The 26,196-nt window shown below is 60.7% G+C and carries 30 protein-coding genes; 17 read left to right on the plus strand and 13 right to left on the minus strand.

Annotation, left to right across the window (positions count from 1 at the left end; genetic code table 11):
• Window positions 1-62: 62 nt before the first annotated feature.
• Both HX805_RS28170 and HX805_RS28175 read right to left on the minus strand, forming a co-directional pair.
• Entirely contained in the window at window positions 63-1,409 is a 1,347-nt protein-coding gene (locus HX805_RS28170) for an NCS2 family permease (RefSeq protein WP_003212843.1), read from the minus strand.
• A 191-nt stretch (window positions 1,410-1,600) separates the two neighbouring features.
• Window positions 1,601-2,035, minus strand: coding sequence for a MarR family winged helix-turn-helix transcriptional regulator (locus HX805_RS28175; RefSeq protein WP_003212841.1), 435 nt, complete (start codon window positions 2,033-2,035; stop codon window positions 1,601-1,603).
• Between the two features lie 82 nt (window positions 2,036-2,117).
• Here HX805_RS28175 and HX805_RS28180 point away from each other — a divergent pair, with 82 nt between their 5' ends.
• Together HX805_RS28180 and HX805_RS28185 are read left to right on the plus strand one after the other, a co-directional pair.
• Entirely contained in the window at window positions 2,118-3,284 is a 1,167-nt protein-coding gene (locus HX805_RS28180) for a PLP-dependent aminotransferase family protein (protein ID WP_134326011.1), read from the plus strand.
• Between the two features lie 10 nt (window positions 3,285-3,294).
• On the plus strand, window positions 3,295-3,897 hold the full coding sequence (locus tag HX805_RS28185; RefSeq protein ID WP_008432197.1) for a glutathione S-transferase family protein: 603 nt from the start codon (window positions 3,295-3,297) through the stop codon (window positions 3,895-3,897).
• A 105-nt stretch (window positions 3,898-4,002) separates the two neighbouring features.
• Here HX805_RS28185 and HX805_RS28190 read toward each other — a convergent pair whose 3' ends face one another.
• Window positions 4,003-4,899 (minus strand): LysR family transcriptional regulator, encoded by an 897-nt coding sequence (locus HX805_RS28190; RefSeq protein WP_177051909.1) that lies wholly within the window; start codon window positions 4,897-4,899, stop codon window positions 4,003-4,005.
• Window positions 4,900-5,030: 131 nt separating this feature from the next.
• Here HX805_RS28190 and HX805_RS28195 point away from each other — a divergent pair, with 131 nt between their 5' ends.
• The 3 genes from HX805_RS28195 to HX805_RS28205 are packed head-to-tail and all read left to right on the plus strand — an operon-like array spanning window position 5,031 to window position 7,973.
• On the plus strand, window positions 5,031-6,323 hold the full coding sequence (locus HX805_RS28195; RefSeq protein ID WP_003213142.1) for a CitMHS family transporter: 1,293 nt from the start codon (window positions 5,031-5,033) through the stop codon (window positions 6,321-6,323).
• A gap of 1 nt (window position 6,324) precedes the next feature.
• Window positions 6,325-7,656: an acyclic terpene utilization AtuA family protein gene (locus HX805_RS28200; protein WP_177080307.1), complete on the plus strand. Its 1,332-nt coding sequence runs from the start codon at window positions 6,325-6,327 to the stop codon at window positions 7,654-7,656.
• Window positions 7,653-7,973 (plus strand): hypothetical protein, encoded by a 321-nt coding sequence (locus HX805_RS28205; protein WP_087694789.1) that lies wholly within the window; start codon window positions 7,653-7,655, stop codon window positions 7,971-7,973. Before HX805_RS28200 ends, HX805_RS28205 begins: the two co-directional genes overlap by 4 nt.
• A 46-nt stretch (window positions 7,974-8,019) precedes the next feature.
• Here HX805_RS28205 and HX805_RS28210 read toward each other — a convergent pair whose 3' ends face one another.
• The 5 genes from HX805_RS28210 to HX805_RS28230 form a co-directional block, all read right to left on the minus strand.
• The gene (locus HX805_RS28210) at window positions 8,020-8,391 is read right to left on the minus strand and encodes a glutathione S-transferase N-terminal domain-containing protein (protein ID WP_063031984.1); all 372 of its coding nucleotides are present in this window, start codon (window positions 8,389-8,391) and stop codon (window positions 8,020-8,022) included.
• A 103-nt stretch (window positions 8,392-8,494) separates the two neighbouring features.
• Window positions 8,495-9,040 carry a GTP cyclohydrolase I FolE gene (gene folE / locus HX805_RS28215; RefSeq protein ID WP_003204506.1) on the minus strand — a complete coding sequence of 182 codons (546 nt, stop codon included), beginning with the start codon at window positions 9,038-9,040 and terminating at the stop codon, window positions 8,495-8,497.
• A gap of 79 nt (window positions 9,041-9,119) precedes the next feature.
• Entirely contained in the window at window positions 9,120-9,677 is a 558-nt protein-coding gene (locus HX805_RS28220; RefSeq protein WP_003213135.1) for a Smr/MutS family protein, read from the minus strand.
• Window positions 9,678-9,752: 75 nt separating this feature from the next.
• Window positions 9,753-10,073 carry a hypothetical protein gene (locus tag HX805_RS28225; RefSeq protein WP_003213133.1) on the minus strand — a complete coding sequence of 107 codons (321 nt, stop codon included), beginning with the start codon at window positions 10,071-10,073 and terminating at the stop codon, window positions 9,753-9,755.
• A 130-nt stretch (window positions 10,074-10,203) separates the two neighbouring features.
• Entirely contained in the window at window positions 10,204-10,794 is a 591-nt protein-coding gene (locus tag HX805_RS28230) for a cysteine hydrolase family protein (RefSeq protein ID WP_008433198.1), read from the minus strand.
• Window positions 10,795-11,034: 240 nt separating this feature from the next.
• On the opposite strand from HX805_RS28230, the gene prmB reads away from it, so the two are divergent.
• Entirely contained in the window at window positions 11,035-11,943 is a 909-nt protein-coding gene (gene prmB / locus HX805_RS28235; RefSeq protein WP_003213129.1) for a 50S ribosomal protein L3 N(5)-glutamine methyltransferase, read from the plus strand.
• Between the two features lie 147 nt (window positions 11,944-12,090).
• Here the strand turns inward: prmB and HX805_RS28240 are convergent, their stop codons facing one another.
• Window positions 12,091-12,894, minus strand: coding sequence for a hypothetical protein (locus HX805_RS28240; RefSeq protein WP_003213127.1), 804 nt, complete (start codon window positions 12,892-12,894; stop codon window positions 12,091-12,093).
• Between the two features lie 100 nt (window positions 12,895-12,994).
• Entirely contained in the window at window positions 12,995-13,957 is a 963-nt protein-coding gene (locus HX805_RS28245; RefSeq protein ID WP_177117508.1) for an alpha/beta hydrolase, read from the minus strand.
• A gap of 143 nt (window positions 13,958-14,100) precedes the next feature.
• On the opposite strand from HX805_RS28245, the gene aroC reads away from it, so the two are divergent.
• From aroC to HX805_RS28265, 4 genes are all read left to right on the plus strand, one after another.
• Window positions 14,101-15,192 (plus strand): chorismate synthase, encoded by a 1,092-nt coding sequence (gene aroC, locus HX805_RS28250; protein ID WP_003213122.1) that lies wholly within the window; start codon window positions 14,101-14,103, stop codon window positions 15,190-15,192.
• A 148-nt stretch (window positions 15,193-15,340) separates the two neighbouring features.
• Window positions 15,341-16,492, plus strand: coding sequence for an MFS transporter (locus HX805_RS28255; RefSeq protein ID WP_168197526.1), 1,152 nt, complete (start codon window positions 15,341-15,343; stop codon window positions 16,490-16,492).
• 28 nt (window positions 16,493-16,520) lie between these two features.
• The gene (locus HX805_RS28260; RefSeq protein ID WP_177028913.1) at window positions 16,521-17,066 is read left to right on the plus strand and encodes an acireductone dioxygenase; all 546 of its coding nucleotides are present in this window, start codon (window positions 16,521-16,523) and stop codon (window positions 17,064-17,066) included.
• Between the two features lie 235 nt (window positions 17,067-17,301).
• Window positions 17,302-17,586 carry a response regulator transcription factor gene (locus HX805_RS28265; RefSeq protein ID WP_003216779.1) on the plus strand — a complete coding sequence of 95 codons (285 nt, stop codon included), beginning with the start codon at window positions 17,302-17,304 and terminating at the stop codon, window positions 17,584-17,586.
• A 54-nt stretch (window positions 17,587-17,640) separates the two neighbouring features.
• On the opposite strand, the gene HX805_RS28270 is transcribed toward HX805_RS28265, so the two are convergent.
• A complete protein-coding gene (locus HX805_RS28270) occupies window positions 17,641-17,919 on the minus strand; it encodes a DUF3509 domain-containing protein (protein ID WP_003216777.1) in 279 nt (92 codons plus the stop codon).
• Between the two features lie 398 nt (window positions 17,920-18,317).
• On the opposite strand from HX805_RS28270, the gene HX805_RS28275 reads away from it, so the two are divergent.
• The 5 genes from HX805_RS28275 (at window position 18,318) to HX805_RS28295 (ending at window position 24,072) form a co-directional block, all read left to right on the plus strand.
• On the plus strand, window positions 18,318-20,144 hold the full coding sequence (locus HX805_RS28275) for a long-chain-acyl-CoA synthetase (RefSeq protein WP_102368460.1): 1,827 nt from the start codon (window positions 18,318-18,320) through the stop codon (window positions 20,142-20,144).
• A gap of 96 nt (window positions 20,145-20,240) precedes the next feature.
• Complete coding sequence (locus HX805_RS28280) at window positions 20,241-20,756, plus strand: ankyrin repeat domain-containing protein (protein ID WP_003216773.1); 516 nt, start codon at window positions 20,241-20,243, stop codon at window positions 20,754-20,756.
• 41 nt (window positions 20,757-20,797) lie between these two features.
• Window positions 20,798-21,328, plus strand: a complete 531-nt coding sequence (locus HX805_RS28285) for a hypothetical protein (RefSeq protein ID WP_177117509.1) — start codon at window positions 20,798-20,800, stop codon at window positions 21,326-21,328.
• A 68-nt stretch (window positions 21,329-21,396) separates the two neighbouring features.
• Window positions 21,397-21,588, plus strand: coding sequence for a PLDc N-terminal domain-containing protein (locus HX805_RS28290; RefSeq protein ID WP_003172956.1), 192 nt, complete (start codon window positions 21,397-21,399; stop codon window positions 21,586-21,588).
• Window positions 21,589-21,984: 396 nt separating this feature from the next.
• Entirely contained in the window at window positions 21,985-24,072 is a 2,088-nt protein-coding gene (locus HX805_RS28295) for an LTA synthase family protein (protein ID WP_134326018.1), read from the plus strand.
• 60 nt (window positions 24,073-24,132) lie between these two features.
• Here HX805_RS28295 and HX805_RS28300 read toward each other — a convergent pair whose 3' ends face one another.
• Window positions 24,133-24,285 (minus strand): DUF3309 family protein, encoded by a 153-nt coding sequence (locus HX805_RS28300; RefSeq protein WP_003216767.1) that lies wholly within the window; start codon window positions 24,283-24,285, stop codon window positions 24,133-24,135.
• A 329-nt stretch (window positions 24,286-24,614) separates the two neighbouring features.
• Between HX805_RS28300 and HX805_RS28305 the strand changes: the two genes are divergently transcribed.
• Both HX805_RS28305 and csrA read left to right on the plus strand, forming a co-directional pair.
• Window positions 24,615-25,436, plus strand: coding sequence for an SDR family oxidoreductase (locus HX805_RS28305; RefSeq protein ID WP_177028910.1), 822 nt, complete (start codon window positions 24,615-24,617; stop codon window positions 25,434-25,436).
• Between the two features lie 283 nt (window positions 25,437-25,719).
• Window positions 25,720-25,929 (plus strand): carbon storage regulator CsrA, encoded by a 210-nt coding sequence (gene csrA, locus HX805_RS28310; RefSeq protein WP_008433220.1) that lies wholly within the window; start codon window positions 25,720-25,722, stop codon window positions 25,927-25,929.
• Window positions 25,930-25,932: 3 nt separating this feature from the next.
• Here the strand turns inward: csrA and HX805_RS28315 are convergent, their stop codons facing one another.
• On the minus strand, window positions 25,933-26,160 hold the full coding sequence (locus HX805_RS28315) for a YheU family protein (protein ID WP_003192759.1): 228 nt from the start codon (window positions 26,158-26,160) through the stop codon (window positions 25,933-25,935).
• Window positions 26,161-26,196: the final 36 nt, after the last annotated feature.

Raw genomic sequence — 26,196 nt, forward strand, 5'->3', positions numbered from 1 at the left:
GCATTCCTCCATTCGTACAAAAGCCCCACCCGACGGGGTGAGGCAGGGTCAAGCGGGTTGGCCTACAGGAACGCGAACTTGGCGATGAAGATCGCGCAAAGCACCCACAGGCTGATGGAAATTTCCTTGTGTTTACCCGTACCGGCCTTCAGCGCCACGTAGGTGATGAAACCCAGGGCGATGCCGTCGGCCACCGAGAAGGTCAGGGGCATCATGATCGCCGTGACGATCGCCGGAATGCTGTCGGTGGCGTCGTCCCAATTGATATGGGCCATGCCGCTCATCATCAGCATCGCCACATAGATCAACGCGCCGGCGGTGGCATAGGCCGGAATCATGCCAGCCAGCGGGGCAAAAAACATCGCTGCGATAAACAACACGCCAACCGTAACCGCCGTCAGCCCGGTGCGGCCACCAGCGGCAACCCCGGCGGCGCTTTCCACGTAACTGGTGACTGGCGGCACGCCGACCATGGCGCCGAACACGCTGGAGGCGCTGTCGGCTTTCAGGGCGCGGGAGAGGTTTTCGATCTTGCCGTCGGCATTCACCAGGCCTGCGCGCTGGGCCACGCCCATCAGGGTGCCGGCGGTGTCGAACATGTGCACAAACAGGAAGGCGAACACCACGCTGATCATGCTGACGTTGAACACGCCCATCACGTCCATGGCCATCCAGGTCGGCGCCAGGCTTGGCGGGGTGGCCAGGATGCCGTGGTACTCCACCAGGCCCAGGCCCCAACCGGCGAGGGTCACGGCGATGATGCTGATCAGGATCGCGCCGAATACCCGGTGGTAGCTGAGGATCGCAATCAACAGGAAGCAGATGGCCGCCAGCAATGGGGCGGGTTCATGCAGGGAGCCGAGCTTGATCAGGGTGGCCGGGCTTTGCACGATGATGCCGGCGGTTTTCAGGCCGATCACCCCGAGAAACAATCCGACGCCGGCGCCCATGGCATGGCGCAGGCTCACCGGAATGCTGTTGAGCAGCCACTCGCGAATGCGTGAGAGCGTCAGGATCATGAACAACACACCGGAGATAAACACCGCACCCAGTGCCGTCTCCCAGTTGTAGCCCATGGTCCCGACCACGGTGTAGGTGAAAAACGCGTTCAGGCCCATGCCCGGCGCCAGGCCTACCGGCCAGTTGGCGTAGAGCCCCATCAGCAGGCAACCCAGCGCAGCGGCGATGCAGGTGGCGACAAACGCCGCGCCGTGATCGATGCCGGCGTCGGCCATGATGTTGGGGTTGACGAAGATGATGTAGGCCATGGTGATAAAGGTCGTGAGGCCAGCGATCAGCTCGGTCTTCACTGTGGTGCCATGCAAGCGCAGTTTGAACAGGCGTTCCAGCCAACCGTTGTGGGTTGGCGAGAGGTCGAGCGTAGGGGCTTCGGATTTGCGGCTTTCCACAGCAAGTACTCCTCAAGAGTTTTATTGTTATTTCCAGCGCCGGACACATGAGTGGGCAGCAGCGCTTTGAGGTACCAGCGGGTTTTGTTGACCAATAGGTCAGGAACTCGCACGAAGCGAATTATGCTTTTGTATACAAATAAAGCAAATAATGTTTTCTATTTTGTGTGCGAAAGGGGATGAAAGGCAATTCAGGATTGGCCACTGAGTGCCTTGTTTACCGCCAGCCAGCCTTCTACCGCCGTCTCGCCTGCCTCGGCAAACGCCCGTTGCAGCAGCTTTACCTGTTCGCGCCGCAGCGATTGTTCGAAACGCCGGCCTTCCTCGGTCAACTCCAGCAGGCGCTTACGCTTGTCGGTCTCGGACGCCACGCTGTCCACCAGGTGCATTTCCTGCAGTTGGCGCAACGGCATGTTCAGCGCCTGTTTGCTCACGCCGAGCAGTTCCAGCAGCTCCTTGACGCTCAAGGCCGGGTAGCGCGCGATAAAAAACACGATGCGTTGATGCACCCGGCTCAAGCCGCGGCGCTCCAGCATTTCGTCAGCCTTGGCGGTGAACGCCTGGTAGCCGAAGAAGAAGGCTTCCATGGCGGTTTGCTGGCTGGTCTGGTTTTTAAGGTCAAGCATATTGACGTATCTGCCCAAGTCGTCGTAATTTCGGTCAAGCAGTTTGACGTATTTTCCCCAGGCTTTGCTACCGGTGACCCTTATGGCCTTCTCAGAACGTGTTTCGCGTCTTAAAAGCTCCCTGATCCGTGAAATCCTCGCGGCGGCGCAAAAGCCGCAGGTGATGTCCTTCGCCGGTGGCCTGCCGGCCGAAGTGATGCTGCCCACGCTGGATTGGGAAGGCATGCCGCTGAATATCGGCCAATACGGCATGAGCGAAGGCGAGCCACAGTTGCGTGAATTGCTGGCGGCCGAGGCGCGGGTGCTGGGTATTGCCTGCGATGCCCGCCAGGTCATGGTGGTCAGCGGCTCCCAGCAAACCCTGGACCTGGCGGCCAAGCTGTACATCGACAAGGGCACCAAAATCCTCCTGGAAGGCCCGACTTACCTTGCGGCATTGCAGATTTTCCAATTGTTCGGCGCCGATTGCCTGACCGTACAGCTTGAAGCGGACGGTCCGGACCTCAGAGCCTTGCGCAGCAGCCTTGAGCAGCATCGCCCGTCCTTCGTCTACCTGATCCCGACGTTCCAGAACCCTTCGGCGGTGCGCTACAGCGATGCCAAGCGCGAGGCCGTCGCCGCGTTGCTGGACGAGTTTGGCGTAACCCTGATCGAAGACGAACCCTACCGCGAACTGACCTTCGACGGCGGCAGCGCGCAACCCATCGTCAGCCGGCTGAAAAAGGCCAGCTGGATCTACACCGGCACCGTATCCAAGACCTTGTTGCCCGGCCTGCGGGTCGGCTACCTGATCGCCAGTCCGGACCTGTTCCCGCACCTGCTCAAACTCAAGCAATCAGCCGACCTGCACACCAACCGCGTTGGCCAGTGGCAGGCGATGCAATGGATCGGCACCGAGAAATACCAGCATCACCTGGTAGCGTTGCGCAGCTTTTACCGGGGCCGGCGCGACGCTTTCCAGGCTGCACTGGCGCGGCATTTCAGCGATCTGGCCGACTGGCAAATACCCCAGGGCGGATTATTCTTCTGGCTGACCTTGAAACAGCCGCTCGATACCCGCACCTTGTTGGCACCTGCGCTCGACCAGGACATCGCGTTCATGCCCGGTGAACCGTTCTTTTCCGAGCCGGACAATCATCACGGTCACCTGCGGCTCAATTTCAGCCATATCGACCCGGCGCGCTTGGACGAAGGTCTCAAGCGTCTCGCTGCGGTGGTCCGTCAAGCACAGCACGCGCAAGCGGCATAGGGGAGCCTCCATGTACAAGGTCTACGGCGATTACAAATCGGGCAACTGCTACAAAGTCAAACTCATGCTCAGCCTGTTGGGCATCGACTATGAGTGGATCGATGTCGACATCCTGAAGGGCGACACCCAGACCGCGGAGTTCCTGGCCAAGAACCCCAACGGCAAGATCCCGGTGCTGGAGCTGGAAGACGGCACCTGCCTGTGGGAGTCCAATGCGATTCTCAACTTCCTGGCCGATGGCAGCGAGTTCCTGCCCAGCGAACCGCGCCTGCGCACCCAGGTGCTGCAGTGGCAGTTTTTCGAACAGTACAGCCACGAGCCGTACATCGCGGTGGCGCGGTTTATCCAGTTTTACCTGGGGCTGCCGGAAGATCGCCTGGAGGAATACAAGAAGCTGCACAAGGGCGGTTATAAAGCCCTGAAGGTGATGGAGCGCCAGTTGCAATTGACACCGTATCTGGTGGGCGACCAATTCTCGATTGCCGACGTGGCGCTGTATGCCTACACCCATGTGGCGGATGAAGGTGGCTTTGACCTTAGCGCCTATCCAGGTGTGCAAGCCTGGTTGAAGCGCGTGGCCAGCCATCCCAAGCATGTGCCGATGCTGGGCTGAAATGCGCTCGAAAATGTGGGAGCGGGCTTGCTCGCGAAGGTGGTGTACCAGTCAGCACATGTATTGGCTGACCCACCGCCTTCGCGAGCAAGCCCGCTCCCACATTTAGTTTTGCGGTGCGCCAGGTAATTCTTCACTGAGCAACTCAAAACAGCGCTGCGCCGCTGGGCTCAACGGCTGTCCACTGCGACTGATCAACCCGATCTCCCGGTTCACCCCCGGATGATCAATGGTAATCCGCTTCAACCCCTCCAGACTGTCCGCCGCCGATTCCGGCAACACACTGATCCCCAAGCCCTGCCGCACCAACGCCAACACGGTCGACATGTAGTTGGCCTCCATCCCCGCGAGCATCGTCAGGCGTGTGTCATCGAACAACGCGTCCACCTGTTCCCGTACGCTGCTGTCGCGGCCGGTGAGGATGATCGGCTGGTCGGCCAGTTGCTCCAGGCTCAACTTTGCAAAACGAGTCAGCGGATGATCCAGCGGCACGAACGCACATAACCGATCATTCAGCACCGGCACAAACGCCAGTCCATGACTCAGCCGCGCCCGCACACCAATGCCGAAATCCACCTCGCCCGAACGCACTTGCGCATGAATGCGGTGAGCAACCAGGTCATGCAAGCGCACCTCGATCCCGGCAAAACGCTCGCGAAACAGGCGCAGGGCGGGAGGCAACGCGCCGGCGCACACGGAGGGCAGGGCGGCGATGGTCACCACGCCTCGTCGTAGCGCTGCCAGGTCACGGGAGCCGGTGACGATGTTGTCCAGGTCCAGCAACAGCTTCTCCATCGGCCCGCGTGCATCCAGCCCGGCGGCGGTGATGCTGACGTGGCGCGGGCTGCGGTCGAGCAGCGCGACGCCCAGCCATTCCTCCAGTTGTTGCACCTGCACGGTCAGCGCCGAGGGCGACAAATGCAGTTCGTTGGCAGCCTTGGTAAAACTGCCCGTGCGGGCAACGGCGAGAAACGCCTGGATATGCTGGATCGAATTTTTCATTTTTATTTTGCTCGGGCGTTTTGTTTTTTCGAATGTGGGGTGCCGAATATTCCAATTTACAAAGCCTAACGCGATTCCAATACTCCAGGGAAAACAATAACCGGCCGAAAACGCCGTTCTGGAGCTACCCCATGCTCGCTACCCTGGGTGTCATCACCATCCTGTGCCTGCTCACTGCCGTCATGAGCAAACGCCTGTCGCCACTGGTGGCCCTGATCGCCTTGCCGATCATCGCCGCGCTGCTGGGCGGTTTCGGCCTGCAAACCAGCGCCTTCATCATCACCGGCATCAAGAACGTCGCCCCCGTGGTGGGGATGTTTGTGTTTGCGATCCTGTTCTTCGGGATCATGACCGATGCCGGCATGCTGGATCCAATCATTGATCGCATCCTGCGCACGGTAGGGACGCGTCCTACAAGGATTGTCGTCGGTACCGCGACCCTGGCCCTGCTGGTGCACCTCGACGGCTCCGGCGCGGTGACCTTCCTGGTGACGGTGCCGGCGATGCTGCCGCTGTACACGCGGCTGGGAATTGATAAACGCATCCTCGCGTGTGTGGCGGCGATGGCGGCCGGGGTCAACTTTCTGCCGTGGACCGGCCCGGTACTGCGTTCCTCGGCAGCGCTGCACGTGCCGGTGGCGGACTTGTTCCAGCCGCTGATCCCGGTGCAGATCGTTGGCCTGGTCTTTGTATTCGCCTGCGCCTGGTGGCTGGGCCACCGGGAAGAAAAACGCCTGGGCCTGGGCGCTGGTTCCAGCGTGGACGCAGTGCCGCAACGGGTGCTCAGCGACGATGACATTGCCCTGCGTCGCCCGCGGCTGTTCTGGGTCAACCTGGTCCTGACGGTACTGGTGATGGTGGTGATGATCGCCGGTTGGGTCGACCCGGTGGTGATGTTCATGCTCGGCACCGTGGTGGCACTGTGCATCAACTACCCGAACGTCGACGCCCAGCGCGCGCGGATCGACGCCCACGCAAAAACCGCCCTGACCATGGCCAGCATCCTGCTCGCCGCCGGTGTGTTCACCGGCATCATGCAAGGCACCGGCATGCTCAAGGCCATCGCCGAAGTGGCGGTGGCGCAGATTCCGGCGGGCCACGGCAAGTTGATCCCGGCGGTGGTGGGCTTCCTGTCGATGCCGCTGAGCATGCTGTTTGACCCGGATTCCTACTACTTCGGCGTGATGCCGGTGATCGCCGAAGTCGGCAAGGCCTTGGGCGTCGACCCGCTGCAAGTGGCCCAGGCCTCGTTGCTGGGCGTGCACACCACCGGCTTTCCGGTCAGCCCGTTGACGCCTGCGACCTTCCTGTTGGTGGGCCTGTGCAAGATCGAATTGGCCGATCACCAGCGCTTCACCATCCCCTTTCTGTTTGCCGCGTCGGTGTTGATGACTCTGACGGCTTTGCTCCTGGGAGTGATTTGAAATGAAAACCTTGCGCATCGGTTCCGGCGCCGGCTACTCCGGCGACCGTATCGAACCTGCGGTGGAATTGGCCGAACAGGGCGACCTGGATTACCTGGTCTTCGAATGCCTGGCCGAGCGCACCATCGCCCTGGCGCAACAGGCGCGGATCAGCGATCCACAAGGCGGTTACGACCCGCTGTTGAGTGAGCGCATGCGCCGCGTGCTGCCCTTTGTCGGCCGGTCCGAAGGGCGCCGACGCCTGCGGGTAATCACCAATATGGGCGCGGCCAATCCGGTGGCGGCGGCGGTTGAAGTGCGGCGGATTGCCAGTGAACTGGGGCTTAACCTCAAGGTGCTGGCGGTGGTTGGCGACGACGTGCTTGAGACCTTGCGTGCCCAGCCGGAGCAGTTGCTCGACAACGGTCAGACCCTTGGCTCGTTGGGCGAGCGATTGATTTCCGCGAACGCCTATTTGGGCGCCGACGGCATTATCGACGCCTTGCGCGCCGAGGCCGACGTGGTGATCACCGGCCGGGTGGCAGACCCTTCGTTGTTCCTGGCGCCGCAGATGTTCGAATTCGGCTGGGCTGCGGATGATTGGCAACGGCTGGGGCGCGGCACGCTGGTGGGGCATTTACTGGAATGTGCGGGGCAGGTCAGCGGTGGCTACTTTGCCGATCCGGGCTTCAAGGATGTGGACGACCTGGCACGCCTGGGCTTTCCACTGGCCGAGATTGACGCAGACGGCGAGGCCTTGATCACCAAGGTCGCAGGTTCCGGTGGGCGGGTCAGCCGTGCCACGTGCACCGAACAATTGATCTACGAAGTGCACGACCCGGCGGCCTACCTCACACCGGACGTGTGCGCGGATTTTTCCCAGGTGGCGTTTACCGAAGAAGCCGTGGACCGGGTGCGTGCCCACGGCGCGAGCGGACGGCCACGTCCCGAAGCGTTGAAAGTCAGCGTCGGTTATCTGGACGGCTGGATCGGTGAGGGGCAGATTTCCTACGGTGGCCCGGGCGCGGTCGCTCGTGCGCAACTGGCTCGCGATGTGGTCCTGAAACGCTTGGAGTTGACCGGCGTGCGCATGCAGGACGTGCGTGCCGAATTGATCGGCGTCGACTCCCTGCACGGCCCGCGCAGCACGGTTGAACCGTGGGAAGTGCGCCTGCGCATAGCCGCCCGCTGCGCAGAACGCAGCGAGGCGGTGCGTGTCGGCAATGAAGTGGAAACTCTCTACACCAACGGCCCGTCCGGCGGCGGTGGCGCCAGCAAGAGCCTGCGCCAGGTGGTGGCGGTGGCATCGTTGCTGCTGCCTCGTCACGCGGTCAACCCGAGGATCGAAGCATGAAGCTGCACACCCTGGCCCACTCCCGAACGGGAGACAAGGGCGACACCTCGAACATCTCGATCATCGCGTATCGGGCCGAGGACTATCCGCTGCTCTGCGAGCAACTCACGGCTGAGGTGGTAGCGGCGTTTTTTGCGCCGTTGCTGGAGGCGGGCGCCGCACCGGTGCGGCGCTATGAGCTGCCCAATGTGCAGGCACTGAACTTCGTGTTGCCGGGGATCTTGCGGGGCGGGGTGACGCGATCGCTAGCGCTGGATGCCCATGGCAAGTGCCTGGGCTCAGCATTACTGGATCTTGAATTGGCAATACCAAACTAATGTGGGAGCGAGCAAGCCCGCTCCCACACTGGATCCTCGCTGTTTGTCAGACCGCCGCAAACCGCTTGTCGAGGTAATCGATGATCACCTTGGAGTCGTACATCCAGGTGGTCTGGCCGTTCTCTTCGATGCGCAGGCATGGCACCTTGATCTTGCCGCCTTGCTCCAGCAGGGTCTGGCGGTCTTGCTCGTTGTTCTTCGCATCCTTCAAGGCCACCGGCACGTTCAGGCGGTGCAGGGTGCGGCGGGTCTTCACGCAGAACGGGCAGGCGTGGAATTGATACAGGGTCAGGTCCTTGGCCGCTGCGTTCACCTGCGCCTGTTGTTCGGCAGGGCGCTGCTTTTTGCGCGGACGAGTCAGGAAGTCGCCGGCGATGATGACGTGGCCGAGGCCCACTCGAAGTGCTTTGACGAACATGGCTGAAACCTCTTGCCCTAGACTTAAGGGGGCGCAGCTTACCTGATTTTTCACAGGCGAAAAAAAACCGGCGATGAACGCCGGTTTTTCCAGGTGCCGCGTATTACTTGATCAGGCTGAGAAACTCGCTGCGGGTCGCCGCGTTTTCGCGGAACTCACCCAGCATCACCGACGTGATCATCGACGAATTCTGCTTCTCCACACCGCGCATCATCATGCACATGTGCTTGGCCTCGATCACCACTGCAACGCCCAGGGCGCCGGTGACCTGCTGGACCGCATCGGCGATCTGGCGGCTGAGGTTTTCCTGGATCTGCAGGCGGCGGGCATACATATCGACGATACGCGCGACCTTCGACAGGCCCAGCACTTTGCCGCTCGGGATATACGCGACGTGAGCCTTGCCGATGAACGGCAGCAGGTGGTGTTCGCACAGCGAGTACAACTCGATGTCCTTGACCAGCACCATTTCGCTGTTGTCAGAGCTGAACAAGGCACCGTTGGTGACTTCTTCGAGGGTCTGTTCATAACCGCGGCAGAGATACTGCATGGCCTTGGCGGCACGTTTTGGCGTGTCGAGCAGGCCCTCGCGGGAAACGTCCTCGCCGAGCTGGCCGAGGATCGCGGTGTAATTCTGTTCCAGGGACATGAAACTACCTAGTGGGATTTTCGCAAAGGGCAAGGGTACGGCGGCCAACACATCGCTGCAAGCCTGACGATGGCACTTGTTACTCGTCGCGGCCTTCCATCATGGTGCGCTTGAGCATCACATACACCGCGCCAGCGCCGCCGTGACGTGGCTGGCACGACGTAAAACCCAGCACCTGGGAGTGCTGGCGCAACCAGGTGTTGACGTGGCTTTTGATCATCGGTCGCTTGCCGTCCAGGCGCACGGCCTTGCCGTGGGTGACGCGCACGCAGCGGATTTCGAATTTGGTGGCTTCGGCGAGGAACGCCCAGAGGGTTTCGCGGGCTTTTTCGACGGTCATGCCGTGCAGGTCGAGGCTGCCCTCGAACGGGATCTGGCCGACCTTGAGCTTGCGCATCTGGCTTTCCTGCACGCCGTCGCGGGCCCACATCAACTCGTCTTCGGGACCTACATCGATAACGAATTGATCCGACAGGCCGTCCACGGTGGTGGCGTCCGTGCGCACGGTCGCGGCCTGGCGCAGCTTGGCGATCTGGGCGCGATCGGTCTTGGGTTTGCCGGTGTCGGCGCGATCATGCTTGATCGGCTTGACGCCGCGCAGCTCGTTCTTGAATAGGGAAAAATCGTCGTCTTGCATGTCAGCCTCCGCGAAGGGCGGGCAGTTTACCTAATCGCGGCGGCTTGATGCGCAACAAACGCTATCTGTACGCCATCAGTCGTGCTTTTTCATCAGGTGCGAAGCGATGTTCAGTGACAGCGGTTGGCGCATGCGCCGACGGCAACGGCGCCACAGCCATACGCCGAACCACAGCACCAGCAGGCCGATGACCAAGAGTATTGCAGAACCGCCAGGGCTGGCATTCAGCTCGCCCAGGGCCGGTGAGTGTCCAACCAAACCAGCGCCGCCAGCAATTGCCAGTAGTACGCCACCTATCGCCAACAGCGCGGCAAAGCCGGCGCCGATGCGCAGACGCCAGTTGCTCGGGCCCTTGGGGCGCAAGCGACGAGCATCAAAACCATCGGATATCTTCATTCCGACCTTTCCTCCAGGGTATCGGCCCTTCGACCGGAAGATACACAGGTTGTTCCGGGTACAGAGGCAATTGCAGCAAATGACAGGTATTTGCGGATGAGCGGGCGGCTACCCGCTCATCGAAGGTCGATCAGATCAGATCTTTGGTCAAGGCGAGGGTGGCGAAGTTGTCAGCCATGATGGCCATTTCAGTCTGCTGCACGTGGTCGGCGCTGAGGATGCCGCCCTTGTAAGGCAGGTCGCGGGTGGCGCAGGCGTCTTCCACCAGGGTGCAGCGAAAGCCCAGGTTTTTTGCCGCACGCACCGTGGTGCTGACGCTGGAGTGGCTCATGAAGCCGCAGACGATCAGGTCCAGGGAACCGAGGTCTTGCAGGTGTTTCTCCAGGCCGGTGCCGTGGAAGGCGCTGGGCAGCAGCTTGCCGATGATGGTTTCGTCGGCCTGTGGCTCAAGGCCAGGAATGAACTCACCGCGCTCGCCCTGAGGGTCAAACAACCCGCCGACAGTGCCCAGGTGGCGCACATGCACGATCGGGCGCCCGGCGTTGCGCGCGGCAGCCGCCAGTTGCTTGATATTTTCGACAGCAGCGTCCATGCCCGAGAGGGCGAGGGGACCACTGAGGTATTCCTTCTGGGCGTCGATGATCACGAGGGTCGCATGGTTCAGGTTCGCCGCTGCGTAACCACGACCGCTGAGTTGAAACATCGTCTTTGGAACGGACATTCTGGGGCTCCTGTGAGTGGGGCTTTTGTGACATTGTCCTCTGGCTGAGCGCTTCTGTGAATCGCTACCATCGTAAGGTACGCCGTTGTTGGCGTGCAGCGATGTCAATAGGGCACTACGTTTAGGCAAAAACCACGTTTAAGATGAAATCCGACGTGCGGCAAAGGGTTTTTTCGTACATCGTCGGTACAGCTTAAGACTGTTAGAATCGCCGGTCGTTTTTTCCAGGAGCTTGCCCCCGTGATCACTTCCCGCCTGCGCACCTTGCGCGACCACATCCGATGGGCCGTCAGCCGTTTCCATGGGGAAGACCTGTTTTTCGGCCATGGCACCGACAATGCCTGGGACGAAGCCCGGCAACTGGTGCTCGGCGCCTTGCACCTGCCATGGGAAATTGCCGACAGTTACCTGGATTGCAACCTGGAAGAAGAGGAAATCTCCCACGTGCAACGGTTGCTGCACCGCCGTATCCACGAGCGTGTGCCGACCGCTTACCTGTTGAAGGAAGCCTGGTTCTGCGGCATGTCGTTTATCGTTGATGAGCGTGTATTGATTCCCCGCTCACCGATTGGCGAACTGATCGAAAACCGCTTCGAACCGTGGCTGGGCACACCGCCGGCACGCATTCTGGACCTGTGCACCGGTTCCGGTTGCATCGGTATTGCCTGCGCCTACGAGTTCCAGGACGCCGAAGTGGTACTGGGCGACCTGTCCTTCGAAGCGCTGGAGGTGGCCAACCAGAACATCGAGCGCCATGGCGTCGATGAGCGCGTGTATACCGTTCAGGGCGACGGCTTTGATGGTTTGCCGGGCCAGCGTTTTGACCTGATCGTGTCCAACCCGCCGTATGTCGACGCCGAAGACTTTGCCGACATGCCGGATGAATACCAACACGAGCCGGAGCTGGGCCTGGCCTGCGGTGACGACGGCTTGAACCTGGTTCGGCGGATGCTGGCCGAGGCGGCAGATCACTTGACCGAGAAGGGCCTGTTGATTGTCGAGGTGGGCAACAGCCAGGTTCACGTCGAGGCGTTGTACCCCGAAGTGGACTTCGCCTGGCTGGAGTTCCAGCGCGGCGGGCATGGCGTGTTCATGTTGACGGCCGAGCAGTGCCGGGCGCATCAGGCGGTGTTTGCCGCCAGGGTTTAACCGCTTCCAAGTGGGTAACGCGGTCAGTGTGGGAGCGGGCTTGCTCGCGAATGCGGTGGCTCAGTCAAGATATCCGGTGACTGACACACCGCATTCGCGAGCAAGCCCGCTCCCACATTTTGATCCGGTTTCAATTGATAAACCGGATTACCGATGCGTCGCAATCCAGATCAACAACCCCGCCTGAAACACGGTAAACGCCACCAGGCACGTAATCGTGAAGCGCAACCCGCTGTCTTCGCGCTTGAACTTGGTGACTTTTTCCTCTTCCTTGCGCAGCTTCACTTCCTGTTCCGCCAGGTTCTGCTCGGCCTGTTGCAGCATCTGCGCCGCTTCCAGAATCTCCACGAACTGCAGCTTTTCGGTGTTCCAGCTGTCCAGCACATCGCTGACCTTGCCCGGCTGCACGTTGCCCTTCAAATGCTGGACATCGGCGTACGCCACATCAAAGCCCTGGATACGCAGGAAGTGATCCCGGCGCAGGCGCGTGGCTTCGTTGAGGGCGTCCTTGTTGGCCAGGTCGACGCCGTCGACGCGGTAGTGCGACCACTTCTTTTTCGCCCAGGCGGCGCCCTGGGCTACCAGGAAACGGCCGATGCCGCGGTTAGCCGGCTCGATCTCCAGGCTGTTGCCCGGGCCAAAGTGCACCCGATGGGTCGCGTGATCGACCCAGATATCCAAATGGTTCTGTTCCCGGCGCACCCGCTGGCCCGGCAACTGAATGACCATGCGCAGCAGGCTGTGGTCCTTGTTGTTGCGTTCGGCCCAGCCAAACTGCACAAAGCGCAGGGGCCGCACGCCCGTGGCACGGTCGGTGGCCAAAGGGGCCAGGCGCAGCATCTTGAAATGTTCGGCCTGCACCTCCGCCCACGGTAACGCGGCCGATGCGGCGGCCTCGGTGTCAGCCGTGGTATCGGCGGTAGGTTCGGGTGTTGCTTCGGTGTTCGTCATTCGGCGCGATCCTGTCCAAGCTCTGCGGGCCGACAGGCTTTTTGCTGTCGACCCATGGCTTATCGGCCGTTTTGCTCAGGACTGGAGGGGCAATACTCGCTTAACTGGTGCGAAGTCCGTCGATAAAGCGAACCAGGCGGGTGCCCAGTTCTGCAGCCAGCGGCAACTGTGGGTCGTTGTAGGACTCCAATTGCTGCTTAACGTCATTGGGCACGATCCGCATCACGTGGTTCATGCCCTCGATCACCGTCAGCTCGGCGTCGGGCTTGGCCTTCTGCAATTGTTGCGCATCGGCCACGCCGACCTGCAGGTCATTGGTGCCCTGGACGATCAGCGCCGGCATGGTCAATTTGGCAAAGGCCGCCGAAGGGTCGGCGCGGAACAGGCTGATCAGATAGGGCTGCACGCTGGGGCGGAAAATGCCCTCAAGGGGGGTGGGCACATCGGCGTCCACCTGGCCGGCCTTGAGGTGATCGAGAATCTGGTTGCTGCGCAGTAACAGCGCTGGAGGCATATGGTCGGCCAGTTGCTGGCGGATCACCTGGTCCACCGGGCGCGCACTGCCCGACAGGGAAATCACCCCGGCCGGGTTGAGCTGCGGGGCGGCGAGGGCGGCCACCAGTGCACCTTCGCTGTGGCCCAGCACAATCAGCGGGCCCATGCGTGGGTCGGCCTTGAGCAACTTGCCCCAGGCCACGGCGTCGGACACGTAGGCATCCAGGGTCAGGTTGCGTTCATCGGGGGTGGCGGCAAGGCTGGCGGCCACGCCGCGCTTGTCGTAGCGCACGCTGGCGATGTTGTGCCTGGCCAGCACCCAGGCCAGGCGCTTGAGGCTGTCGTTGCGTGCGCCGTCGGCGCTGTTGCCGTTGCGGTCGGTGGGCCCGGAGCCGGCGATGATCAGCACCACCGGCACCGGCTTGTCGGATTTGGGCAACAACAGCGAACCAAACAGCTCGCCACTGCCGGTGTCCAGGCTGATGGGCCGTTGCAGCACGACAGGGGAGGCGGCGAAGCCAAGGCTGGAAAACAGAGTGAGGGTCAAAAGCAGAACTCGCAGCATCATCGCGCCATCATGAGGAAGGTGCCGGTTGGACCAACGTCTACCGGTAAGGTTTCGAGGATGAACTAGTCGGTTAGCCTGCGTATACTGGCCGCCTTAAGTTATTACGGTTGACTTGATTCAACTGATTTCACGGAGCGCCCTGCATGTCCGGCAATACCTACGGCAAGCTGTTCACTGTTACCACCGCGGGCGAAAGCCATGGCCCGGCGTTGGTCGCCATTGTCGACGGCTGCCCGCCGGGCCTCGAGTTGTCCCTGGAAGACCTGCAGCGTGACCTCGACCGCCGCAAGCCCGGCACCAGTCGCCACACCACCCAGCGCCAGGAAGCCGACGAAGTCGAAATCCTCTCGGGCGTGTTCGAGGGCCGCACCACCGGCTGCGCCATCGGCCTGCTGATTCGCAACACCGACCAGAAGTCCAAGGACTACTCGGCGATCAAGGACCTGTTCCGCCCGGCCCACGCCGACTACACCTACCACCACAAATACGGCGAGCGCGACTACCGTGGCGGTGGCCGCAGCTCGGCGCGGGAAACCGCGATGCGCGTGGCGGCCGGTGCGATTGCCAAGAAGTTCCTGGCGACCCAGGGCATCGTGATCCGCGGCTACATGAGCCAGCTGGGCCCGATCGAAATCCCGTTCAAGACCTGGGACAGCGTCGAAGACAACGCCTTTTTCTGCCCAGACCCGGACAAAGTGCCGGAGCTGGAAGCCTATATGGACCAGTTGCGCCGCGACCAGGATTCCGTCGGCGCCAAGATCACCGTGGTTGCCGAAGGCGTGATGCCGGGCCTGGGCGAGCCGATCTTCGACCGCCTCGATGCCGAACTGGCCCACGCGCTGATGAGCATCAACGCGGTCAAGGGCGTGGAAATCGGCGCCGGGTTCGATTGTGTGGCCCAGCGTGGCACCGAGCACCGTGACGAGCTGACCCCGGAAGGTTTCCTCAGCAACAACGCCGGCGGCATTCTCGGCGGCATCTCCTCCGGCCAGCCAATCGTTGCGCACCTGGCCCTCAAGCCGACGTCCAGCATCACCACGCCGGGCCGCTCGATCGATGTGCACGGCAACCCGGTGGACGTGATCACCAAGGGCCGTCACGACCCGTGCGTCGGCATCCGTGCCACGCCGATTGCCGAAGCGATGATGGCCATTGTGTTGATGGACCACCTGCTGCGTCATCGTGGGCAAAACGCCGACGTAAAAGTCAGTACTCCGGTATTGGGCCAGCTGTGACCGTGGGTGGCGAGCGAGCTTGCTCGCGCCGGGCTGCGCAGCGGCCCCAAAGCCTGCAACCCGGTAGTACCTGGAGAACTGCGGCGCTTCCATTTGGGCCGCTTCGCGACCCAGCGCGAGCAGGCTCGCTCGCCACAAGTCACTTATGCTGACGCAAGCCCTTCCATACTGGCGACTCTCCAGCTTCTACCTGTTCTATTTCGCCCTGCTGGGGGCGACGGCGCCGTTCCTGGCGCTGTACTTCGATCACCTTGGGTTCTCCAGCGCGCGCATCGGCGAGCTGGTAGCCATCCCCATGCTGATGCGCTGCGTGGCGCCCAACCTGTGGGGCTGGCTGGGGGACTACACCGGCCGGCGCCTGGCCATCGTGCGCTTTGGCGCGGTGTGCACCCTGGTGAGTTTCTCGTTGATCTTTGTCAGCAAGACCTACGCCTGGCTGGCGCTGGTGATGGCCTTGCACGCGTTCTTCTGGCACGCGGTCCTGCCGCAGTTTGAAGTCATCACCCTCGCGCACCTGCAAGGCCAGACCTCGCGCTACAGCCAGGTGCGGTTGTGGGGCTCCATCGGTTTTATCCTCACCGTGGTGATCATGGGCCGCTTGTTCGACTGGCTGAGCCTGGATATCTACCCGGTGGTGGTCGTGGTGATCATGGCCGGCATCATCGGCGCGAGCCTCTGGGTGCCGAATGCGCAGCCGCCGGCCCAGGGCAACCGCCTGGCCGGTGACGGCTTTTTGCGGCAACTGCGCAGCCCCGGCGTCCTCGCGTTTTATGCCTGCGTGGCGCTGATGCAAATGAGCCACGGCCCGTACTACACCTTCCTCACCCTGCACCTTGAACACCTCGGTTACAGCCGTGGCGTGATCGGCATGTTGTGGGCGCTGGGCGTGGTGGCGGAAGTCTTGATGTTCCTGGCCATGAGCCGGATTCTCACGCGCTTTTCGGTACGCCGGGTATTGATGGCGAGTTTCCTGCTGGCCGCACTGCGCTGGTTGCTGCTGGGCTCGTTTGCCGAATTCTTCTGGGTGCTGTTGCTGGCGCAGGTGATGCACGCGGCGACCTTCGGCAGCTTCCACGCGGCGGCCATCCAGTTCGTGCAACGCAGCTTTGGTGCTCGCCAGCAAGGGCAGGGCCAGGCACTGTATGCGGCACTGGCCGGTACCGGCGGTGCGCTGGGCGCACTCTATTCAGGTTACAGCTGGAACCTGCTGGGGCCGACCCTGACCTTCAGCATTGCCAGCGTCGCGGCCCTGGCCGCCGCCCTAATCATTGGCATTCGATTGCAAGAGGAGCGGCCATGAGCGGCTCCCGTGACAGAGGAAGAGTTTGATGAGCTATCTCGCGGTTTACCACATCTGCACCCCCGACACCCCGAACAAGGTCCTGACTCACCAGGACGATATCGCCTCGACCCTGGCCGAGCTGGGTGTGGGGTTCGATCGCTGGCAGGCGGCTACCCGACTTGAGCCCGGGGCCAGCGAGGTTGAGATTATCGCCGCCTACCAGGCGCCCATCGACAAGCTGATGACCGAGCGCGGCTACACCACCGTTGATGTGCTCCGCGTCAGCAACGATCACCCGCAGAAAGCCCAATTGCGCGCCGAGCGACTCGACGAACACCGCATGGCCCAAGACCACGTGCGTTTTTTCGTAGCGGGTCGTGGGCTGTTTACCTTGCACATCGAAGATTATGTGTACGCGGTGTTCTGCGAGAAAAACGACCTGATCTTGGTGCCGAGCGGCATCCCGCACTGGTTTGATATGGGGGAGAACCCGCACTTTGTGGCGATCCGCCTGTTCAGTGACCCTGAAGGGCTGGCGGTCATGCTGACCGGCGACGCGATCGCCGAGGGTTTTCCCCGGCTTGATGACTAAGTTCGTCCGGCAATGCCTCCTGAACAGGGGGCATTTTTTTAACTTCAATTCCTTCAGGTTGGAAATCGCTGTAGGAATAAACTTGAAAGTTTGTGGGTAACAGCTGTTTATCGTTGACCTTACTTGTTACTTCCACTCTTTGTGTAACTCTCTCTGGTCTCAATATTTATTCGCCTGTCAATAGGAGTAATCCGACTTCGGGCGTTACAAGACCTATATGAAGAGAGAGGCCTGCATGAGCGGTTCGGAGCCACAGGAACAACCGTCCACGCAAACGGACAGCGCGCCGGTTGCCAACCGCAAGGCGCGTGCGATGTTGTCGGGTAAACCCCTGACCCCAAAGGAACGGGAAATCCTGCATTGGGCGGTCGAGGGCAAGACGGTGTGGGAAATCAGCAGGATTCGCTCCATCTCCCAGGCCACGGTGAAGTTTCACCTGCGCAACATCTACGGCAAGTTGCAGGTGACTAACCGGGTCCAGGCCGTGAACGAGGCGGTGAAACAGGGATTGTGCAAATAAAAAAAGGCCGTGGTGCGCAACGGCACCACGACCTGTTCGGGTCCTGCATGACGGTCAAGCCGAATGGTAGGTCGGCAGGGCAAAGCGGTTCTGGCTTTGCAGCATCGAAATCTGTGGCAGGTCGCTGGCTTGTTCAGCCAGGTCGCGGCGAATGGCGCTGATGACCCACGTCAGTTGGTCGGCCGTGTGCAGTTGCTGATAAGAGATCGAACGTTTGATCTGCTTGCCTTCGCTGTTACGCAAGGTCAGCAGGATGCCGCCATCAGGACGCGCCTGGGTGGTGACGTCGAAATTGGAGAACACAGAAGAAAATTTATCTTGGATCAGGCTCATGTCTATCAGCTCCGTTAGCTCATGTTTTGCAGCGTGGAGTGATAGGTGCAGTGATTGTGCCAGTACTGAGTATCTTAAAAAATCGTTATAAATCAATCAGTTATAAAATTTTAAGATTTCCGGTTTCGTGCAATTTGCATGAATGGCCATCGTGCATCCTGCATTTTGCGGGGTTTTGCCAAGTGTTTCACAGCTGGCACGCAAGGCAGGTCTTCCATAGTGACCACCTGGCGGTGCGCTAAATTCCTTTTCCTTTCGGGATACAAAACTTTTCAAATCCTGCGTGTACAGCCGAAGAACGGCTGGCGTATTTTCCTGCAAGGCATTCGGCGCGGGTCTTACAGTGCGATGGGTGCCTTGAGGGTCATACGAACAATAAGAAAAAGGACGTTCCCGCCATGAACCACCCGCCAAGTGACATGATCACCTGGGGCATGATGCTGCGTAAGGTGCCCACCATTGTCCGTGCACTGCCGCGCCTGGTGCGCGGAATCCGCGTTGCCAACATCACCGATCCCGACCAGCCTTGCGGCCTGGGCTGGACCTTTGAACAAGCCACCCAACGCAACCCCGACGGCGCCGCGCTGCTGTATGGCGACACGGTGCTGAGCTACCGCCAGGCCAACCAGCAGGCCAACCGCATGGCTCACTACCTGCAGCAGCAGGGGATCGGCAAGGGCGACGTGGTGGCGTTGTTTATCGAGAACCGCCCCGAGTTGTTGCTCAGCGTACTGGCCGTGGCCAAGGTGGGCGGCATTTGCGCGATGCTCAATACCTCGCAAACCCAGACCGCACTGGTTCACAGCCTCAACCTGGTGACGCCGGCGGCCATTGTGGTGGGTGCCGAGTTGGTAGGGGCCTACGAGGCCGTGCGCAGCCAGGTGGCCATCGAGGCGGATAAAACCTGGTTTATTGCCGATCAGCAGCACAGCCATGTGCCGCCGGATTACGTCGACCTGATGGCTGCCAGCGCCGACTGCCCGGTGGAAAACCCCGCCAGCACCCAGCAGATTTTTTTCAACGACCCTTGCTTCTATATCTACACCTCCGGCACCACCGGCTTGCCCAAGGCCGGCATTTTCAAACACGGCCGCTGGATGAAGTCCTCGGCCAGTTTCGGCACCATCGCCCTGGATATGGGGCCCGAGGATGTCGTCTATTGCACCTTGCCGCTGTATCACGCCACTGGCCTGTGCGTGTGCTGGGGTTCAGCGATTGCCGGGGCGTCGGGGTTCGCGATTCGCCGCAAGTTCAGCGCCAGCCAGTTCTGGGACGATGTGCGCAAATTCAATGCGACCACCCTGGGTTATGTCGGCGAGCTGTGCCGCTACCTGATCGACCAGCCTGCCCACGGGCGCGACCTGGATAACCGGGTGACGAAGATGATCGGCAACGGCCTGCGCCCTGGGGTTTGGGCTGAGTTCAAGCAGCGCTTTGGCGTTGATCATATCTGCGAGCTGTACGCCGCCAGTGACGGCAACATCGGCTTCACCAATGTGCTGAACTTCGACAACACCATCGGCTTTTCCCTGATGCACTGGGCACTGGTGGACTACGCCCATGACAGCTGTGAGCCGATTCGCGGCGCCGACGGTTTCATGCGCGAAGTGCCCAAGGGGGGCCAGGGGCTGTTGCTGGCCAGGATCGATGACAAGGCACCGTTCGACGGCTACACCGACCCCGAGAAGAACCGCAAGGTGGTGCTCAGCGACGTGTTCGAGAAGGGCGACCGTTATTTCAACACCGGCGACCTGTTGCGCAATATCGGCTTTGGCCACGCCCAATTCGTTGACCGGTTGGGGGACACCTACCGCTGGAAAGGTGAAAACGTCTCCACCACCGAAGTCGAGAACATCTTCCTGCAGCACCCGCAGATTTCCGAAGTGGTGGCCTACGGCGTGGAGATTGAAAACACCAACGGCCGCGCGGGCATGGCGGCCATTACGCCTGCCGAATCCCTGGCTTCCCTGGACATGCGCGAGTTGCTGACCTTCGCCCACGGGCAATTGCCCGCGTATGCGGTGCCGTTGTTCCTGCGGATCAAGGTGAAGATGGAAACCACGGGCACCTTCAAATACCAGAAGGTGAAACTCAAGGAGGAAGCGTTCGACCCGGGCAAGGCCGGTGATGATCCGATCTTTGCCTGGCTGCCTGGGTCGGACAGTTATGTGCCGGTCACCGGGCAACTGTTGGCGGATATCCAGGCGGGCAAGTTCCGTTATTGATTCTGCCTATCGCCGCTTTTGGGAAAAAAGGCATGACAGTGGGGAACTCCATCGCGAGACTGGGCGCCTTATGAGACACCAGACAAGGAGCCCCACATGTCAGACCAAGCCAAACAAATGACCGAAGACGAAGCCGCCGAATTTGCCGAGCAGGTGTTCGATGTGGCGCGCAAGGGCGATGCCGCGATGCTGGCGGCGTTGCTGGCCAAGGGCTTGCCGCCGAACCTGCGCAACCACAATGGCGATACGCTGTTGATGCTGTCGGCCTACCATGGCCATGTGGACGCGGTGAAAGTGCTGCTGGAATTCAAGGCCGACCCCCAGATTGCCAACGACAAGAACCAGCTGCCGATTGCCGGCGCGGCGTTCAAGGGCAACCTGCCGGTGGTCAAGGCGTTGATCGAAGGCGGAGCGTTGGTCGAAGGCGCATCCTCTGATGGTCGCACCGCCTTGATGATGGCGGCGATGTTCAACCGTACCGAAATGGTGGACTACCTGATCAGCCAGGGCGCCAATCCCAAGGCCACCGATGCTCAGGGCGTGACCGCGCTGGCAGCCGCGCAGACCATGGGGGCGGTGGATACGGCGGCGCAGTTGGAAAAACTGGTGTAGGCTTTGCGCCCTCAAAATCAGCCCCGCCACAGGACCACCCCATGAAAACCGCACTCGTCGAACTCATCAGCAAAATCAGCTCCGGCTGCATGAGCGAACCCGAGATCGCCAAGGTGGCTGACGAAGCGGCCCAGGCCTACGCCGATCCTGAAGCCTTCCTGGCCGCCAACCCCGACATCAACTACGACGACACTTTCCCGATTCCCCTGGGTGAGTGGATCGTCGTCGGCAGCCTGCCTGACACCGTGCTGTTCCAGGCCGACACCTACCTGGACCTGTTCGCCCAGATCGTCGCCTCCTTTGGCCCCGGCGTGGCGTTCAACCTCAAGCCCAAGCAACTGGCCAAGACGGAAGCCCTGACCGCGCTGAACCGCATCCAGATCCAGATGAGCGCCCTCAACCCGGAGAACGGCGGCTACGTGCTGATGAACTTCAGCCAATTGCTGGACGATGAGATCCAGGCTGTGCTGGTCTACGGCGACGACGTGCCACGGGTGCTGGAGTTGTGTGCCGAAACCGGCATAAAGGGCGAACCGTCGCTGGAAGCCCTGCGGGTTGCGGTACACGTCTGAAATAAAACGGAACCCCCGGCCACGGCTGACTATCCTAAGCAGGCAAGCCCTCACTTAGGAGCGACACCATGGGTTCCACTTTTAATGGTCTGATCGGGTTGATCATCCTCGCGCTGGATATCTGGGCGATCATCAACGTGTTCAAAAGCGGCGCGAGTACCGGCGCCAAAGTGTTGTGGATCCTGTTGATCCTGCTGCTGCCGGTACTGGGCTTGATCATCTGGGCGATCGCCGGGCCGCGCGGTAACGTGCGGATCTGATCCAAACAACGCTATCCAGAGCGGGCACAGTAAGTGTGGGAGCGGGCTTGCTCGCGAATACGGTGTAACAGTCACCTGATGTATCGACTGATTTACCGTATTCGCGAGCAAGCCCGCTCCCACATCTGTTTCCGTACGCCCGTTATTGTGTTTCGAGATATTCGCTGCACAGAATTTTCACATTCCATCCAAGACAATTCGCCGGCTATTTTTCCTGCCGGATGCTCTAAGACGAGTCTCAAACACTGGCCGGATTGAGTAATCAATGGCGTTGCCGGCGTTGATCGGGCACCATTTGCGCCATTGCGTTCACCGTCTACCCCAGCCTGCCTGGGCGAGGGCGGGGCGCCGCTGTATTCATTCGCAACTTAAACTTCCAATGGGTCCTAAAACGACATGGCAAACCCGGACGCCCTGAATCAGCAGCGAGCTTCTAATCGCTTGCTGCAACCGACCGTCAAATCCCATCTGGCGTACACGCTGCTTTGTGCCTTGATCATGATGGTGATGTTCTCCCTGCTGCGCCTGGCGCTGCTGGTCTACAACCGCGAGATGATCCTCGACACACCGGCCTCGACTTTCCTTGAAGCGTTCGCCAACGGCCTGCGCCTGGATATCCGCCTGGTGATGTACGTGCTGGTGCCGCTGCTGCTGGCGTTGTTCAGCGTACGGGCCATGGCGGCGCGCGGGTTCTTCCGCTTGTGGCTGACGGTCGCGTCCAGCATCGCGCTGTTCCTGGGCCTGATGGAAATGGACTTCTACCGCGAGTTCCACCAGCGCCTCAACGGCCTGGTCTTCCAGTACGTGAAGGAAGACCCGAAAACCGTGATGAGCATGCTCTGGTACGGTTTCCCGGTGGTGCGCTACCTGCTGGCCTGGGCCGTGGGTACGCTGATCCTGAGTATCGCCTTCAAAGGCGCCGACCGTGCAACGCGCCCACGCGGCCCGTTCAGCGGTGGCAGCATCGGCACTCGCCAGGTAGCGCCGTGGTACACGCGCATCGCGGTGTTCGTGGTCTGCCTGCTGGTCGCCGTGGTCGCCATCCGTGGCACCCTGCGCCAGGGCCCGCCACTGCGTTGGGGCGACGTGTACACCACCGACTCGAACTTCGCCAACCAGTTGGGCCTCAACGGTACCTTGTCGCTGATTGCGGCGGCGAAATCGCGCTTCTCCGAGGAGCGTTCGAACATCTGGAAAGCCACCCTGGAGCAGCCGCTGGCCACCCAGACCGTGCGCGACATGCTGGTATTGCCGACCGAGAAACTGGTCGACACCGACACCGCCGCGGTACGCCGTGACTTCACGCCGCCGGCCGAGAAGACCCTGCCGATCAAGAACGTCGTGGTTATCCTGATGGAAAGCTTCGCCGGTCACTCGGTGGGCGCCCTGGGCCGCCCGGGCAACATCACGCCGTACTTCGACAAACTGTCCAAGGAAGGCCTGCTGTTCGACCGCTTCTTCTCCAACGGCACCCACACCCACCAGGGTATGTTCGCCACCATGGCCTGCTTCCCGAACCTGCCGGGTTTCGAATACCTGATGCAGACCCCGGAAGGCAGCCACAAGCTGTCGGGCCTGCCGCAGCTGCTCAGCCATCGCGATTTCGACGACGTGTACGTCTACAACGGCGACTTCGCCTGGGATAACCAGTCGGGCTTCTTCAGCAACCAGGGCATGACCAACTTCATCGGGCGTAATGACTTCGTCAATCCGGTGTTCTCGGACCCGACCTGGGGCGTGTCCGACCAGGACATGTTCAACCGTGGCCTGGAAGAGTTGAAGGCCCGTGAAGGCGGCAAACCGTTCTATGCGCTGCTGCAAACCCTGTCCAACCACACGCCGTACGCGTTGCCGACGCCATTGCCGGTCGAGAAGGTCACCGACCGTGGCAGCCTCAACGAGCATTTGACGGCCATGCGTTACTCCGACTGGGCCTTGGGCCAGTTCTTTGAAAAGGCCCGCAAGGAGCCGTACTTCAAGGAAACCCTGTTCGTGATCGTGGGCGACCACGGCTTCGGCAACGAGCAGCAGATCACCGAAATGGACCTGGGCCGCTTCAACGTGCCGATGCTGATGATCGCACCGGGCATGCAGGAGAAGTTCGGCGAGCGTGACCACACCGTGGGCACTCAGATCGACATCGTGCCGACCATCATGGGCCGCCTTGGCGGTGACACCCTGCACCAGTGCTGGGGCCGTGACCTGCTCAACCTGCCGGAAGGCGACAAGGGCTTTGGCGTGATCAAGCCGTCGGGCAGCGACCAGACCGTCGCCTTGCTCACCGGTGACCGCGTATTGGTACTGCCCAAGGAAATGCCACCTAAGTTGTGGGAATACGAACTGGGCGCCAACCCGACCGGGAAGGTGATTCCAGAATCGCCGGACGAGGCTGCGCTGAAGCAGAAGCTCGAGTCGTTCCTGCAGACGGCTACCAAGAGCCTGCTGGACAACACCGCCGGTGTGGTGGACGGCAAGCCGGACTAAACACCCGCGCATAAAAAAAGAGGCCTTTTAAGGCCTCTTTTTTTTGCACGCTGGAACGCGTTATATCTTGCCGAGCAACAACAGAATCAACAGCACTACCAACACAGTACCGAGAATACCCGATGGCCCGTAACCCCAATTGCGTGAGTGAGGGAACACTGGAAGACCGCCGACCAGCAGGAGGATCAGAATAATGATAAGAATGAGGCTCATGTTTTGTTTTCCTTATTGTCTTCTGAAAAGACCTGTTATTTAACGAATAGGCCCGACAACTGATACGGACGCCTTAATAACTCCGACCCATGTGTTTGGCAGAAAATTCCGTGTTTTTTTAAAGCTTTTCGCTAACTTGCTTATTTCCTTTAACCCCGTTGCAAATAACTGTCCTTAGTTCAAATAAATGGAACTTGGCGGGTTTCCCGCTATCGGACCCGGCCCACGGTTTGCCTGGGGCATTCAGCAGTCTGATGGTGCGTGGGTGCGGGAAAAACCTTCGCTACACTGCGGCTCACTTCTTCCGTGAACCACAAGGCTACTTTCCTATGCAAAATCGCATGATGATCACCGGCGCCGGTTCTGGCCTGGGTCGCGAAATCGCTCTGCGCTGGGCCCGCGAGGGTTGGCAACTGGCCTTGTCGGACGTCAGCGAAGCGGGCCTGCAAGAAACCCTCAAGCTTGTACGCCAGGCCGGCGGTGACGGTTTCACCCAGCGCTGCGACGTGCGCGACTACAGCCAGCTCACCGCGTTCGCACAGGCCTGTGAGGAAAAGTTCGGTGGCATCGACGTGATCGTCAACAACGCCGGTGTGGCGTCGGGCGGGTTCTTCAGCGAACTGTCCCTGGAAGACTGGGACTGGCAGATCGCGATCAACCTGATGGGCGTGGTCAAGGGCTGCAAAGCCTTCCTGCCGCTGCTGGAAAAGAGCAAGGGCCGCATCATCAACATCGCGTCCATGGCCGCCCTGATGCAGGGCCCGGCCATGAGCAACTACAACGTGGCCAAGGCCGGCGTGGTGGCACTTTCGGAAAGCCTGCTGGTGGAACTCAAGCAACAGGAAGTCGGCGTGCATGTGGTGTGCCCATCCTTCTTCCAGACGAACCTGCTGGACTCGTTCCGCGGGCCGACGCCGGCGATGAAAGCCCAGGTGGGCAAGCTGCTGGAAAGCTCGCCGATCACCGCCGCAGAAATCGCCGACTACATCTACCAGCAAGTGGCGCAAGGGCAATTCATGATCCTGCCCCACGAGCAGGGGCGCATGGCCTGGGCATTGAAACAGAAGAACCCGCAACTGCTGTATGACGAGATGACCGTGATGGCAGACAAGATGCGGGCGAAAGCTCAGTCGCAGGCGGTAAAAGGTTGAATTTCAGGTGAGCACCTGATGTGGCGAGGGCTTGTTGTGGCGAGGGAGCAAGCTCCCTCGCCACAGCAAGCTCCTCGCCACAACAAGCTCTCTAGCCACAGAGAGTGCCTGCAAATTTGAACATATCGTTTGGTTCTTGGGTGTAATTCGAGATTATTCACTGCCTGTCTGTAGGGTAATTTACCCTGATGTGTAAGGCATGCCTGTTTAACCTGAAGGCCATTGATGGTGCCAGGCAGGGAGCGCATGGTCGGGGTTCGGTAACTTAAAAAGGACGAACCCCATGCTGGTATTAAGCCGCGCGGTAGGTGAAATAATTTCGGTGGGTGACCAGATCACCTTGCGCATTCTGGAAGTGAACGGCACCCAAGTGAAGCTGGGTGTGGAAGCGCCGGTGGGGGTCAATGTGCACCGGGCGGAGGTCTATCAGAAGATCCTCAGCCGCCACGGGCAGCAGGCCAACACCCATCCAGTGCCTGTGCCCAATCCTTGAGTCTCAGTCGAACAGGTGCTTGGGCACATCGTGCTTGAGCATCAACTGGCACTGCTCGCTCTCGGGGTCGAAGACAATCAGCGCCTGGCCCTTGGTCAGCGCCTGGCGTACCCGCAGCACCCGGGTTTCCAGAGGTGTGTCGTCACCATTGTCGGTGCCGTCGCGGGTCACGAAGTCTTCGATGAGGCGTGTCAGGGTGTCGACTTCAAGTGCATCGTAGGGAATCAGCATACAAGCCTCGGCTAGGGAATCCCGGCGATGCTACTG

This window comes from Pseudomonas sp. G5001, assembly GCF_013385475.1.
Lineage (GTDB): Bacteria > Pseudomonadota > Gammaproteobacteria > Pseudomonadales > Pseudomonadaceae > Aquipseudomonas.

Bases quoted from the DNA above. Each gene is read 5' to 3' on its own strand.
- HX805_RS28295 (WP_134326018.1), top strand. From the start codon at position 21,985: ATGGCAAACCCGGACGCCCTGAATCAGCAGCGAGCTTCTAATCGCTTG.
- HX805_RS28220 (WP_003213135.1), bottom strand. From the start codon at position 9,677: ATGCAAGACGACGATTTTTCCCTATTCAAGAACGAGCTGCGCGGCGTC.
- HX805_RS28245 (WP_177117508.1), bottom strand. From the start codon at position 13,957: ATGATGCTGCGAGTTCTGCTTTTGACCCTCACTCTGTTTTCCAGCCTT.
- HX805_RS28205 (WP_087694789.1), top strand. From the start codon at position 7,653: ATGAAGCTGCACACCCTGGCCCACTCCCGAACGGGAGACAAGGGCGAC.
- HX805_RS28300 (WP_003216767.1), bottom strand. From the start codon at position 24,285: ATGAGCCTCATTCTTATCATTATTCTGATCCTCCTGCTGGTCGGCGGT.
- HX805_RS28280 (WP_003216773.1), top strand. From the start codon at position 20,241: ATGTCAGACCAAGCCAAACAAATGACCGAAGACGAAGCCGCCGAATTT.
- HX805_RS28175 (WP_003212841.1), bottom strand. From the start codon at position 2,035: ATGCTTGACCTTAAAAACCAGACCAGCCAGCAAACCGCCATGGAAGCC.
- HX805_RS28230 (WP_008433198.1), bottom strand. From the start codon at position 10,794: ATGTCCGTTCCAAAGACGATGTTTCAACTCAGCGGTCGTGGTTACGCA.
- HX805_RS28225 (WP_003213133.1), bottom strand. From the start codon at position 10,073: ATGAAGATATCCGATGGTTTTGATGCTCGTCGCTTGCGCCCCAAGGGC.
- HX805_RS28195 (WP_003213142.1), top strand. From the start codon at position 5,031: ATGCTCGCTACCCTGGGTGTCATCACCATCCTGTGCCTGCTCACTGCC.
- HX805_RS28275 (WP_102368460.1), top strand. From the start codon at position 18,318: ATGAACCACCCGCCAAGTGACATGATCACCTGGGGCATGATGCTGCGT.
- HX805_RS28290 (WP_003172956.1), top strand. From the start codon at position 21,397: ATGGGTTCCACTTTTAATGGTCTGATCGGGTTGATCATCCTCGCGCTG.
- HX805_RS28210 (WP_063031984.1), bottom strand. From the start codon at position 8,391: ATGTTCGTCAAAGCACTTCGAGTGGGCCTCGGCCACGTCATCATCGCC.
- HX805_RS28185 (WP_008432197.1), top strand. From the start codon at position 3,295: ATGTACAAGGTCTACGGCGATTACAAATCGGGCAACTGCTACAAAGTC.
- aroC (WP_003213122.1), top strand. From the start codon at position 14,101: ATGTCCGGCAATACCTACGGCAAGCTGTTCACTGTTACCACCGCGGGC.
- HX805_RS28285 (WP_177117509.1), top strand. From the start codon at position 20,798: ATGAAAACCGCACTCGTCGAACTCATCAGCAAAATCAGCTCCGGCTGC.
- HX805_RS28315 (WP_003192759.1), bottom strand. From the start codon at position 26,160: ATGCTGATTCCCTACGATGCACTTGAAGTCGACACCCTGACACGCCTC.
- HX805_RS28190 (WP_177051909.1), bottom strand. From the start codon at position 4,899: ATGAAAAATTCGATCCAGCATATCCAGGCGTTTCTCGCCGTTGCCCGC.
- HX805_RS28200 (WP_177080307.1), top strand. From the start codon at position 6,325: ATGAAAACCTTGCGCATCGGTTCCGGCGCCGGCTACTCCGGCGACCGT.
- csrA (WP_008433220.1), top strand. From the start codon at position 25,720: ATGCTGGTATTAAGCCGCGCGGTAGGTGAAATAATTTCGGTGGGTGAC.
- HX805_RS28270 (WP_003216777.1), bottom strand. From the start codon at position 17,919: ATGAGCCTGATCCAAGATAAATTTTCTTCTGTGTTCTCCAATTTCGAC.
- HX805_RS28180 (WP_134326011.1), top strand. From the start codon at position 2,118: ATGGCCTTCTCAGAACGTGTTTCGCGTCTTAAAAGCTCCCTGATCCGT.
- HX805_RS28305 (WP_177028910.1), top strand. From the start codon at position 24,615: ATGCAAAATCGCATGATGATCACCGGCGCCGGTTCTGGCCTGGGTCGC.
- HX805_RS28265 (WP_003216779.1), top strand. From the start codon at position 17,302: ATGAGCGGTTCGGAGCCACAGGAACAACCGTCCACGCAAACGGACAGC.
- folE (WP_003204506.1), bottom strand. From the start codon at position 9,040: ATGTCCCTGGAACAGAATTACACCGCGATCCTCGGCCAGCTCGGCGAG.
- HX805_RS28260 (WP_177028913.1), top strand. From the start codon at position 16,521: ATGAGCTATCTCGCGGTTTACCACATCTGCACCCCCGACACCCCGAAC.
- HX805_RS28240 (WP_003213127.1), bottom strand. From the start codon at position 12,894: ATGACGAACACCGAAGCAACACCCGAACCTACCGCCGATACCACGGCT.